This window comes from Desulfosporomusa polytropa, assembly GCF_055380075.1.
Map to the genome: position 1 here is coordinate 576,529 of NZ_AP042400.1, position 12,510 is coordinate 589,038.

The 12,510-nt window shown below is 42.5% G+C and carries 13 protein-coding genes; all 13 read left to right on the plus strand.

Features of this window, described 5'->3' with window-relative positions:
• The first annotated feature begins 12 nt into the window (after window positions 1-12).
• Window positions 13-1,296 carry a bifunctional folylpolyglutamate synthase/dihydrofolate synthase gene (locus ACZ449_RS04270; protein WP_464259826.1) on the plus strand — a complete coding sequence of 428 codons (1,284 nt, stop codon included), beginning with the start codon at window positions 13-15 and terminating at the stop codon, window positions 1,294-1,296.
• A 158-nt stretch (window positions 1,297-1,454) separates the two neighbouring features.
• On the plus strand, window positions 1,455-2,693 hold the full coding sequence (locus ACZ449_RS04275) for an O-antigen ligase family protein (protein ID WP_464259827.1): 1,239 nt from the start codon (window positions 1,455-1,457) through the stop codon (window positions 2,691-2,693).
• Window positions 2,694-2,964: 271 nt separating this feature from the next.
• A complete protein-coding gene (locus ACZ449_RS04280) occupies window positions 2,965-3,351 on the plus strand; it encodes a DRTGG domain-containing protein (RefSeq protein ID WP_464259828.1) in 387 nt (128 codons plus the stop codon).
• Window positions 3,324-3,752 (plus strand): ATP-binding protein, encoded by a 429-nt coding sequence (locus ACZ449_RS04285; protein WP_464259829.1) that lies wholly within the window; start codon window positions 3,324-3,326, stop codon window positions 3,750-3,752. The genes ACZ449_RS04280 and ACZ449_RS04285 overlap by 28 nt, the downstream gene beginning before the upstream one ends.
• Window positions 3,753-3,792: 40 nt before the next feature.
• Entirely contained in the window at window positions 3,793-5,121 is a 1,329-nt protein-coding gene (locus ACZ449_RS04290) for a [Fe-Fe] hydrogenase large subunit C-terminal domain-containing protein (RefSeq protein WP_464259830.1), read from the plus strand.
• 29 nt (window positions 5,122-5,150) lie between these two features.
• The gene (locus ACZ449_RS04295) at window positions 5,151-5,492 is read left to right on the plus strand and encodes a DRTGG domain-containing protein (RefSeq protein ID WP_464259831.1); all 342 of its coding nucleotides are present in this window, start codon (window positions 5,151-5,153) and stop codon (window positions 5,490-5,492) included.
• A complete protein-coding gene (locus tag ACZ449_RS04300) occupies window positions 5,489-6,235 on the plus strand; it encodes a PHP domain-containing protein (protein WP_464259832.1) in 747 nt (248 codons plus the stop codon). Before ACZ449_RS04295 ends, ACZ449_RS04300 begins: the two co-directional genes overlap by 4 nt.
• A gap of 61 nt (window positions 6,236-6,296) precedes the next feature.
• Window positions 6,297-6,806, plus strand: coding sequence for an NADH-quinone oxidoreductase subunit NuoE (gene nuoE, locus ACZ449_RS04305; RefSeq protein ID WP_464259833.1), 510 nt, complete (start codon window positions 6,297-6,299; stop codon window positions 6,804-6,806).
• Window positions 6,807-6,816: 10 nt separating this feature from the next.
• Window positions 6,817-7,380 carry an ATP-binding protein gene (locus ACZ449_RS04310; RefSeq protein ID WP_464259834.1) on the plus strand — a complete coding sequence of 188 codons (564 nt, stop codon included), beginning with the start codon at window positions 6,817-6,819 and terminating at the stop codon, window positions 7,378-7,380.
• Window positions 7,367-7,732, plus strand: coding sequence for a (2Fe-2S) ferredoxin domain-containing protein (locus tag ACZ449_RS04315; RefSeq protein ID WP_464259835.1), 366 nt, complete (start codon window positions 7,367-7,369; stop codon window positions 7,730-7,732). Before ACZ449_RS04310 ends, ACZ449_RS04315 begins: the two co-directional genes overlap by 14 nt.
• A 30-nt stretch (window positions 7,733-7,762) precedes the next feature.
• Window positions 7,763-9,553 carry an NADH-quinone oxidoreductase subunit NuoF gene (nuoF, locus tag ACZ449_RS04320; protein WP_464259836.1) on the plus strand — a complete coding sequence of 597 codons (1,791 nt, stop codon included), beginning with the start codon at window positions 7,763-7,765 and terminating at the stop codon, window positions 9,551-9,553.
• Between the two features lie 65 nt (window positions 9,554-9,618).
• Entirely contained in the window at window positions 9,619-11,346 is a 1,728-nt protein-coding gene (locus ACZ449_RS04325) for an NADH-dependent [FeFe] hydrogenase, group A6 (protein ID WP_464259837.1), read from the plus strand.
• Between the two features lie 205 nt (window positions 11,347-11,551).
• Window positions 11,552-12,196: a redox-sensing transcriptional repressor Rex gene (locus ACZ449_RS04330; protein ID WP_464259838.1), complete on the plus strand. Its 645-nt coding sequence runs from the start codon at window positions 11,552-11,554 to the stop codon at window positions 12,194-12,196.
• The last annotated feature ends 314 nt before the right edge of the window (window positions 12,197-12,510 follow it).

Below are 12,510 nucleotides of genomic sequence, written 5' to 3' on the forward strand. Positions count from 1 at the left end.
GAGGTGCAACAGATGAATTATGATCAAACGTTAGCATACCTTGAAAATTTGAGTAAATTTGGTATTAACCTTGGAATGGCTCGCATTGAACGCCTGTTAGAGCTTATGCAGCATCCGGAACGGCGGTTTAAATCCATTCATGTTACCGGCACAAATGGCAAGGGTTCAACAACAGCGATGTTGTCAGCTATCTTGACTGCCAGCGGTGTCAAAAACGGCATGTATACTTCGCCCCATCTTCATGACTATCCAGAACGGATGGTTGTCAATGGACAGGAAATAACCAGAGATGAATTTGCTCAGGCAATTACTTACACCAATAAATTTGTGGAACAGATGTTAGCAGAAGGTTTTGAGCAACCCACAGAATTTGAAGTAATTACTGCGGCCGCCTTCTACTATTTTGCTGCCGTAGGTGTAGAGTATGCTGTTATTGAAGTTGGACTGGGCGGGCTTCTGGATTCTACGAATGTTATTATTCCGGAAATTTCGGTAATTACCAATGTTACACTGGAACACACGGATCGTTGCGGTTCTACAATTGCTGATGTTGCCCGTCATAAGGCTGGTATAATTAAAGATGGCGTACCAGTGGTAACGGCTGCAAAAGGTGAGCCACTTGATATTATTAAGCAGACGGCAGCGGATAAAGGTGCTAAAGTCTATGTAAAAGACGAGCAGTTTTCCAGTGAATTTCAAGGGTTAGCCAATGGAAAGCAGCAAATGTTTGTTGATGCTGGTGATTTAGGTCAAGCTGAAATTGCCCTAAATATTATTGGTTGTCACCAAGTGGAGAATGGATCAGTTGCTGTTGCGACTGCACTGCTTCTAGGAACCAAGGAACCACGAATTACTTTGCAGACAATTAAGAGTGCCCTTAATACGGTACGCTGGCCAGGACGGTTTGAGATTGTTCCCGGCAGTCCGGTTATTATTATTGATGGTGCGCATAACCCGGATGGGGCCAGAGTGTTGCGGCAAAACCTTGATCTGGTGTTTCCAGGACGAGAAATAACCTTTGCGTTAGGTATTCTCCGCGACAAAGATGTAGCAGGAATTATTCGTGCGCTTATTCGCACAACCGACACAGTTGTTACTGTTCAGCCACTTTCCTACCGGGCAGCAACTCCGGAAGAAATTGCCCGGGAAATAGAGGCGCGTCATGTAGAGGCCGCGAGCACAATTGAAGGTGGTATTGAGCGTGCCAAGCAACTGGCAGGCTCTGATGGAATTGTTTGTGTCGCAGGTTCGTTATACTTAATCGGTGAAGCACGCTATATTATCTTTAATAAGTAGACAAATTAATTATAATTGTATATAATAAATACTGGCGCTTGGAGCATAATGCAAGCGCCAGTATTGTTTTTACTATATTAAAAAAGCATATTCTTAAAAATGCCATACTAAGAGAAACTGTAGTAGAACCGGGAATTTTTTGAACCGTAGGTGAAAGTGTGTATATTGCATATTCGTTTAACAGTCAAACCCAATATCGTCTTGATTATCTCATAGAACATTGTATTTTGGCTGTAGCCTTTTTTTTGCCAATGTCGCTGGATGTCTCTACTTTATTTCTCGGTGTGGGAACCGTTTTATGGACAGTTAAGATGACGGCAGCAAAGCAACTGCTGTTAAAACGGACACCATTTGATGAGCTTATTGCTCTTTTGGTTATTTTGTCAGCTGCTTCTATTGCTGTTTCCCCAGACAGGGGCTTTAGTTTTTATAATTATTATCATCTTATGGGCCGATATATATTACTTTATTATCTTGTTATTAATAATATAAATTCGCTGCCACAAGTGCAGCGACTAGTATGGTCGGTGATGGTTTCGGCCCTATTGGTAGCTTGTTATGGGTTTTATCAATATGTACATGGTGTGGATATATCGAATTTTCAGTGGGTGGATGGTGAACAGTTTCCTGACCTTAAAGTCCGGATTTTTTCCACTTTGCAAAATCCGAATTTGCTAGCCGGTTTTTTAGTGGTGGTTATGTCTTTAGCTGTTGGTCAGGGCTTATATGACGAAAGAATTGCCGATAAAATATTGATGTTTATGCTGGTTACTGTACTAGGAATATGTCTGGTACTTACTTATTCGCGTGGTGCATGGTTGAGCATAGTGGTAGTTGCAGCTATTTGCGGGCGATTCTATAATCGCAAAGTGTTGTGGTTGTTTGTAATAATCCCGGTGGTCGCGTTTTTTTGTCATGATGCAGTAATGGAACGTATAATGTCTATTTTTAATCCTACAGATACTTCCTCAACACTGCGAATAGCCTTGTGGGAAAGCACGATTGCCATGATTTTGGATAATCCACTGTTTGGGATTGGTTGGGGAGCCTACTGGCTGGTGTATCCTGAATATGATTTTTTTCTAAATAACCCAGCTGCCCGGATCGTTCACGCTCATAATATGTATTTACACATTGCGGCAGAAATTGGGATACCGGGGCTACTTGTTTTTTTAGCTGTTATTTATGGACATACTAAGAAAGCTATAGATATTTTGCGACAGACTAATAACCGTTGGGTAGCAGGGCTTATGCTTGGCATCATGTCTGCCGTTTTAGGTCTGGCTGTTAATGGATTTACTGACTATATTATGTTTAATGTGCAACTGTCGATGTTGTTTTGGCTTCTGAATGCGGTAATTATTGCCGTATGGCAAGGAAACTGCCGCTACCACTAATAACATTGAGCACTTGTTGCAGTAAGCAAGAAGATAGTTGTGTTCATAAGCGTGTCATTCCTGCTGTATAGAATTGCCATGTATTTTTTTGGGAAAAAACCTAATTATTTTACAACTAGCAGCAGGATTTATAAGACATAACGCGAATATACACAATTATTAGTGATATTCAGTAAATTATACTAGTAGGGGGGAGTAGTCCCTTACTTTTTTATGCGGAATTTAGTGAAATTTCGAACAAGCGTTAATTTTGGCTCATGGAGGTGCCGTATTGAAACTGGCACAAGTAAGAATTATGCTGGATGCTGAGGTACTTTGCGGAAGAGAATGGCTTGACAGAGAAGTTAAAAGCGCTTGTGGCGCAGACCTAATGAGTGATGTTTTGGCCTTTACTAAAGAACAAGGGCTGTTGTTAACAGGTCTGACAAACATTCAAGTCATTCGTACCGCTGAAATGAGTGACTTAGTTGCTATATTGTTTGTACGCGGTAAACGGCCAGGGCCGGAGGTTGTTGAAATGGCAAAGAACATGGAAATTCCTTTGCTGTCAACTAAGAAACAAATGTATGAAGCTTGTGGTTTGTTATACCGAGATGGTCTGGCGGGTTGTTCGCTAAAGGAGGAACACTTTTGTCGGCAGAATCCGGAATTGAATTAGAATTTGTATTAGAATCTGCAGATTTTAACGGCGCAGGGGAAGCTTCGAGCAAAATCAAGCGTACCTTGCAGCAACTCGGAGTACGCCCTGATATTATAAGAAGAATCGCCATAAGTGCCTATGAGGCTGAGATGAATGTGATTATTCATGCATCTCGCGGTGTGATCAAAGCGGGGATTCATTCTGATCGTACCGAATTGGTCGTGGAAGATGAAGGTCCGGGAATTGCTGATATTGGGCTTGCGATGCAAGAAGGGTTTTCGACGGCTCCCGACCATATTCGTGAAATGGGTTTTGGTGCCGGTATGGGGTTGCCTAATATGGCACGATGTACAGATAAGTTTGATATTAAAAGTGAAAAGAATGTGGGAACAAAGCTTAGAATGGTTATTTACCACTAAAATAAAGGTAAGATATTGAATGGATTGAGTGGTGAAAGTGGTGGAAGAACGTTTTCATTCTGTGAGGTTGATGCCGGAGCGATGCCAAGGATGTGTAAATTGTACGAAGCGCTGTCCGACGGAAGCAATACGCATTCGTGGCGGTAAAGCCTGCATAACATCCTCCCGTTGTATCGATTGTGGTGAGTGTATTCGGCACTGCCCGAGTCACGCTAAAACAGCCGTGACTGATGAAATTGCTGATCTAAAAAAATACAAACATAATATTGCATTACCAGCACCAGCACTCTATGGTCAGTTTAAGGCTGATATTCCGGTTAGAGCTATTTTGTCTGGTTTATTAAAACTTGGTTTTGACGAAGTGTTTGAAGTAGCTCACGGAGCAGAAATTATTTCATTGGCAATTCGGGATTACCTTAAGCGTACTGATGTTCCTCGCCCCGCCATTTCTTCGGCTTGTCCGGCCATTGTCAGGCTTATTCAAGTTAAATTTCCTGAAATTATTAACCATATAGTACCTTTTGATGCTCCGGTTGAGGTGGCAGCCCGGTTGGCGCGAGCTGAGGCTGAACGGCTGCGTGGTCTTGATCCAAAAGATATTGGTGTATGGTTTATTACGCCCTGTCCAGCCAAGATGACGGCAGTATATCAGCCGCTTGGCACTGAAAAATCTAGTATTAGTGGCGCTATTGCTATTAATAAAATTTATCATGAGTTATTTAAAGTCGTGACTGCTGATGTTCAAGATGCTCGCCGACAAGCTTCTTGGGTAGGTGTCGGCTGGGCGGTACCAGGTGGTGAGACATCAGCTATTGGTGTTGATAACATCTTAATAGTACATGATATTAATCACGCTACAAATGTACTGGAGCAAGTTGCCTTAGGTAAACTCAAAGATGTTGACTATATTGAGGTATTGGCATGTGATGGCGGCTGTATCGGTGGTGCACTGACAGTAGAAAACCACTACGTAGCAGAACACTGCATGAAACAGCGAATTGAAAAGAAAAAAATACAGGATCCTAAGCTCGGCATACTACCGCGTTCAGATTACTCTGAATTTGAACTCGGAATAGCTGGGCGGCGGGCTATTGAGCCTAAACCGGCAATGCGTCTTGATGCCGATATTTCTAAGGCAATGTCTAAAATCGAGATAATGGATGCAACGTTAAAAAGCTTGCCAGGCCTTGATTGTGGCTCGTGCGGTTCTCCCAATTGTAAGGCGTTGGCTGAAGACATTGCTCAGGGACGGGCTAGTCTGACTGACTGCGTATTTCTTTTGCGTAACAAGGTGCGGGATTTGGCTTACGAAATGGTTAATTTGGCTGCCAAATTACCGCCACCGCTTGATAAAGAAAAGGAAGAATAGGTTCAGTAACAGTATGGGGAGGAGTATTTGTGACTATTCAAGAAATAGTGAAAGCCTTATCTCTAAAAGTAATATCAGGCCAGTCTAACCTCGATAAGTTGGTTAGTGGTGGGTATGCGTCAGATCTTCTGAGTAATGTCATGGGTCAAGCAAATGCCGGTAATATATGGGTTACGATGCAGGGGCACCAGAATATTGTGGCTGTAGCATTACTGGCTGGCCTGACTGCTATTGTTATTGCCGGCGGTGTGGAACCAGATCCAGAGGCTGTACGTAAGGCCGAAACAGAAGAAATAGTTATGCTGACTACAACGCTTTCTGCTTATGAAGTAGTTGGACGCTTATATCAGCTTGGCATTACGGGGGAATGATGCGACGGTTTGTGGCCGATCTTCATGTGCACTCGTTGTTGTCGCCTTGTGCTGAAATTGAAATGACGCCAAGTAATATTGTTTGGCACGCCGTGCAGCATGAAATTGATATAGTTGCCATTACCGACCATAATGCCTGTGATAATGTTGTTGCCGCCTTAGAAGCGGCAAAAGGTACTACTGTCACCATAATACCGGGGATGGAAGTTGAAAGCAAAGAAGAAGTCCATCTGATTGTTTTATTTGAAAAAATGCGGCAACTCAAAGTCTGGGAACAATTTGTTCAGCAGCATAGGTCAGGACGCCTCAATGATGCTGAAAGGTTTGGTGCTCAATTTATTGTTGATGCTGACGATAATTTTGTTGCTGAGAAAACGGAAATGTTGCTAGCATCATTGACTGTTGGTATTGCAGAAATCACAGCACAAGTAAAAAAACTTGGTGGAATTTGTATTGCCAGCCATATAGACAGGCCAACTTACAGTATTATTTCACAACTTGGTTTTATTCCACCTGATGTTGAATTGGCGGCGGTGGAAGTATCAAGAAATATGAGTGTAGAGCAGGCGTCACAGCGTATTCCTACTATTGGATGCTTGCCTATAATAACAGCCTCGGATGCCCATGTAATGGATGATTTTATTCATGGCCCTAAGACTGTCTTCTATATTGAGCAACCGACGTTAGGGGAAATCCATCAGGCATTATTAGCTCAAAACTTGCGAAAGGTGGTGGTGGTTTAGCCACTGTTTAATAGTAGTTTTAGTAGAACAAATGTGATTTTTTTCATAAGGAGGAGTTAAAATGAACAGCGACAACGAAACTAAATGCTGCTGCTGTGGCGGCGGTGAAGTAGGCAAGCTGGCTCTTGATCAATTGGATGCAATTCTTGCCAAATACCAGGGTGTAAAAGGCGCTCTTATCCCGGTGCTGCAGGACGCACAACATGCTTATGGTTACCTGCCTAGAGAAGTTATTCAGGCGATTGCTGAAAAAATGGCAATTCCGGTTAGCCAGATTTACGGTGTAGTAACCTTCTACTCGCAATTCCATCTCAATCCTCGTGGTAAAAATATTATCCGTGTTTGCCAAGGCACTGCTTGCCATGTGCGCGGCGCTAAAGCTATTCTTGCTGCACTGGAAGATAGTCTGCAGGTTAAAGCTGGTGGCACCACTCCTGATCTTAAGTTTACATTGGAAACAGTGGCTTGTATTGGTGCTTGTGGTTTGGCTCCGGTAATGATGGTCAATGATGATACCCATGGTCGCCTGACTCCTGAAGTAATTCCCGATTTATTGGCCCAATACGCCTAGCATTTAGCCTATGCGCGAAATATCGCTTCATATACTTGACTTAGTTCAAAACTCAATCGAAGCTGGGGCGACAGCAGTTAAATTAGAAATTATTGAGACTATAGTTAAGGATAGTATGGTTATTAGAGTGTATGACAATGGTCGGGGTATGAATAAAAAAATGCGGCAGTTGGTAATTGATCCTTTTATAACCACCAGAACTACCCGGCGGATAGGATTGGGATTGCCGCTAATGGATATGTCTACTAAACGTTGTGGTGGGTATTTAAAGATTGATTCAACACCAGGGCAGGGTACAGTGATTGAAGCTATGTACCAACATAGCCACTTTGATAGGCCACCAATGGGAAATTTAGTGGAAACAATTAAGAGTATACTTGTTGGAAATCCGGTACTGGAATTTTCTTATAATCATACGGTTGATGACAAAAGTATCTCAATTTCTTCTCGCGAGATAGCCGATATTTTAGATGGGATATCATTAACGCAGCCAGACGTATTAATCTGGTTGCATGGGTACTTGTCAGATAATATAGCCAATTTGTACGGAGGTGCTAACGATGAAAACAATTGAAGATTTGAAACGTCTGCGGGAACAGCTTAAGACCAAGAACAACCTGCGCCATGATGGTGGCACGCAGATAATTGTTGGAATGGGTACTTGTGGTATTGCTGCAGGCGCCAGGCAAGTTATGACTGCTGTATTAGAAGAGGTTGCCAAGCGTAAACTAGAAGATGTTAAAGTCTGCCAAACAGGCTGTATTGGCATGTGTGAAAAAGAGGTGCTTCTTGACGTTGTGCGCCCTGGTGAACCGCGGATAACTTATGGCAGAGTTACACCGGCCGATGTGCCAAAAATTATTGCCGAACATGTAGTTAACGGACGGATTATTGCCGAGCTTGCTATCGGTAAAATAGTTGAATAATTTTTTTGTAAAGTAACAGGAGGGGATAGTATGGAACATATCAGAGCGCATGTGCTCATTTGTGCCGGTACCGGTTGCGTGTCTTCAGGCTCAAAAAAAGTAGAAGCCGCATTTCAGGAAGAACTGGCCAAAAAGGGTTTAGATAAAGAAGTAAAAATTATTGAAACCGGCTGTCATGGCTTCTGTGAAATGGGCCCGCTGGTCATCATTTATCCTGAAGGTACCTTCTATGTTCGTGTTCAGGAAGCCGATGTGGCTGAATTGGTTGAAACCCATCTTTACAAAGGTCGTATTGTTGAGCGGTTATTATATAAAGAGCCTATTTCTCACGAAAAAATTCCAAGTTACAGCGATATTGCATTCTATAAAAAGCAGATGCGCTATGTGTTGGCTAACTGCGGTCATATTAATCCAGAAGAGATCAACGAATATATAACTGAGGGTGGTTATGAAGCCTTAGGTAAAGCGTTGACAGAAATGAAATCGCAAGACGTGATCGATGAAGTTAAAAAGGCTGGTCTGCGTGGTCGGGGGGGCGGCGGTTTCCCAACAGGTATGAAATGGGGCTTTACCGCTGGTGCACCTGGCACGAAAAAATATGTTGTTTGTAATGCTGACGAGGGTGATCCTGGTGCATTCATGGATCGTAGCGTACTTGAAGGTGATCCTCATCGTATAATTGAAGGTATGGCTATCTGTGGCTACGCAATTGGCGCCGATGAAGGCTACGTCTATGTTCGTGCCGAGTATCCGCTGGCTATCAAACGACTGAAAATAGCTATTAAGCAAGCTGAAGAATTGGGTCTATTAGGTGAAAATATCCTAGGCTCAGGCTTCAACTTTAAATTAAAAATCAAAGAAGGCGCTGGTGCCTTTGTATGTGGTGAAGAAACGGCGCTGTTGGCTTCCATTGAAGGTAAACGCGGTATGCCACGTCCTCGTCCACCATTCCCGGCTATTTCGGGATTATGGGGCAAACCTACCAATATCAATAATGTTGAAACTTTTGCTAATGTACCGCAAATTATCACTAAGGGTGCTGATTGGTATGCATCCATCGGAACTGAGCGCAGTAAAGGTACGAAGGTATTTGCACTTACCGGCCGGATTAATAATACTGGTTTGGCGGAAGTTCCGATGGGTATTACCATGCGTGAAATTATTTTTGAGATTGGCGGCGGCATTCAAGGCGGCAATAAATTCAAAGCAGTCCAAATCGGCGGTCCATCTGGCGGCTGTCTGCCTGAAAGTCTGCTTGATTTATCGGTAGATTATGACTCGCTTATTAAAGTTGGTGCCATGATGGGTTCAGGCGGTCTGGTCGTAATGGATGAGACCACTTGTATGGTTGACGTTGCTAAGTTTTTCTTGAACTTTACGCAATCTGAGTCTTGCGGCAAATGTACCCCATGTCGTGAAGGCACCAAGCGTATGTTGGAAATTCTCACTCGGATTACCGAAGGTGAAGGCCGTGAGGGTGATATTGAGTTGCTAGAATCCCTGGCCAAAAACATTAAAGCTACTGCTCTTTGTGGTTTGGGTCAAACTGCTCCTAATCCTGTATTGTCTACCTTGCAGTATTTCCGCGATGAATATGAGGCCCATATCAAGGAGAAACGTTGTCCGGCAGGTGCCTGCACCAAATTGCTAGAGTACACTATTACCGATACTTGCAAAGGCTGCGGCTTATGCAAAAAGGTATGTCCGGCTGAGGCAATCAGTGGCGAAAAGAAAGCGCAGCACGAGATTGATAGTGCTAAGTGTATTAAATGTGGTGCTTGCTTTGGCAAATGTCCGTTTAAATCAATTGCTAAAGGCTAAAGTTGGCACTAGATTTCCAGTAATATATCCCAATAGTGATTGGGTGAAGAGAGGGTGACATGACGATGGAAATGGTTAATATAACAATCGATGACCGGCAAGTTGCTGTGCCAAAAACATCGACTGTTTTGGAAGCTGCACTTTCGCTTGGAATAAAAGTCCCGACTTTATGCTATCATCCTGAGTTGCGTGTAGAAGGGGCTTGCCGGGTGTGTATGGTAGAAGTTCAAGGTGCTCGTAGCTTAGTTGCATCTTGCGTTTATCCGGTAAATGAGGGAATGGTTGTTCGTACTAATACTGCGGCTGTCCGCGAAGCGCGTAAGACCGTAGTAGAGTTGTTACTGGCCAATCATCCGACTGACTGCTTATCCTGTCAGCGTAATTTAAACTGTGAACTGCAAAATATTGCGTCTGACGTTGGTGTTAGAGAAATTCGCTTTGAGGGCGAAAAGAAAAACTATCCGCTAGATGATAAAAATCCGTCGTTAGTTCGCGACCAAAGCAAATGTATTTTGTGTGGACGCTGTATCCGTGCTTGCAGCGAACGTCAGGGCGTACATGTATATAGCTTTGCAAACAGGGGGTTTGATACTACTGTTGTGCCAGCTTTTAGCTTAGGGTTAGACCAAGTTGCCTGTACCTATTGTGGTCAATGTGCTGCCGTATGTCCGACAGGCGCTATTGTTGAAAAAGACGATACCGAGGCAGTGTGGGCCGCTATCAGCGATCCGACAAAACATGTAATTGTGCAGACAGCGCCTGCTGTTCGCGTAGCTTTGGGCGAAGCTCTTGATTTGCCTAATGGCACGATTGTTACCGGCAAAATGGTGGCTGCGCTAAAACGGCTGGGTTTTGATAAGGTATTTGATACCAACTTCAGTGCTGACCTTACTATCTGGGAAGAAGGCTCAGAGCTTATTGAACGTTTGACTAATGGTGGTACTTTGCCGATGATTACCTCCTGCAGCCCAGGTTGGGTTAATTTCATCGAATTGAAATACCCTGACCTGTTAGCCCATTTATCAACTGCCAAGTCGCCACAACAAATGTTTGGTGCATTGGCTAAAACCTATTATGCTGAAAAAGCGGGTATTGATCCAAAAGATATCGTTTCTGTATCGATCATGCCTTGCACAGCAAAGAAAGCCGAAGCGGCTCGTCCTGAAATGAATTCTAGTGGCTATCAAGATGTTGACTTTGTTTTGACAACTCGTGAATTAGGTCGCATGGTCCGTGAAGCAGGCATTACCTTTGCTAATCTACCGGAGACTGAATTTGATGCACCGCTTGGCGTTGGTTCAGGCGCAGGCGTAATCTTTGGCGCTACTGGTGGCGTAACAGAAGCCGCTCTTCGGACAGTGGCTAAACTGGTATCAGGTAAGGAACTTGATAATATCGAGTTTCAAGCTGTTCGCGGTATGACTGGTATTAAAGAAGCCTCGGTTCAGTTAAAAGAAGGCTTAACCGCTAAGGTTGCTATAGCCCATACATTAGCCAATGCACGTGTATTACTTGAAAAAATTCGTGCTGGCGAAGCAGATTATCATTTTATTGAAATTATGGCCTGCCCAGGTGGTTGCTCCGGTGGCGGTGGACAGCCAATTATTACTTCAGCTGAAAAACGCCAAAAACGTATGGATGCAATTTATGAGTGTGATCGTTCTTCTGAGATTCGGAAGTCACATGATAATCCGGCAATTAAAGAACTGTATGCTACTTGGCTCGGAAAACCATTGGGTGAAAAATCGCATCATCTTCTCCATACCCACTATCATAAGCAAGACAAATGTTAAAAAGAGAAAAGGGTTGTCTTCGTAGACAACCCTTTTTCTTTTTTTTATTATAAATTATGATAATATGTGAAAAGATATAACAAATAAAGCTTTTTTGGAAATATTTAAGAAGGAAATTTACCGCAGAGTGAGAATTAACTACTAGTAATCAAAAAGTTGATATAAGCTGCTTGTGAGCGCGAACTATTGCTGGGGAGAGTTGTTAATGAAAGATAGTAAAGAGAATGCGGTAATTTCTAAAGCAACGATTGATCGGTTGCCACTATATTATCGTACCCTTAAACTTAGTCAAGAAGAGGGTATAGAAATAATATCTTCCGATGAATTGGGCCGAAAGATCGGGGTTACTCCTGAACAAATACGTAAAGACTTATCGGCATTTGGTGAGTTTGGTAAGAAAGGTGTAGGCTATTATGTGCGGGAGCTTATGCGTAATATTGGTGAGATACTAGGCCTAAACCGCAAATGGAATATTGCTATCGTCGGTGTTGGCCATATGGGGTGGGCTTTGGCTAATTATTCTAATTTTTCTTCGCAAGGATTTCAAATACAGGCAATATTTGATATTGATTCTGACAAAATTGGCCGTTATATTAATGAGGTAGAAATTTATCATATTGACAAAATGCAAGAAATTATTCAGAAATGTGATATCCAGATTGGTATCATAACAGTACCGGCTGTGTATGCTCAAAATACGGCAACACGTCTTGTTGAAGCGGGAGTTAAAGGTATATGGAATTTTGCGCCTATGAAAATAAATGTTCCTGCCAATATTCATGTTGTTAGCGAAGATTTATCGGTAGGGTTAAGCAGTATTTCTTACTATCTTTCGCGACAAGACGGGTAAGTTAATTTTCAATAAAAATATTTATTGAAAAAATTAGCAGGAATTTAACACATTATATAGAATAATTGCAAAGCAATATAATATTGTAATAACATAAGTTCATACCATACAGACAGGTGACAAGCATTATTGATACCTAAAAGTATAATAGCTTACGTAAGCCCTTTGGTTTTTTGTGTGACCCGTAAGTAAGCGCGCACCTTGGCTTGTTTTGTTAATACAAAATCAATCCAAGGTGCTTTTTATTGTATACATAATGCTTGTTAGAATAGTTTTTGTCTTTTTTCTAACAATAACAGCGGCTATAGTATTCA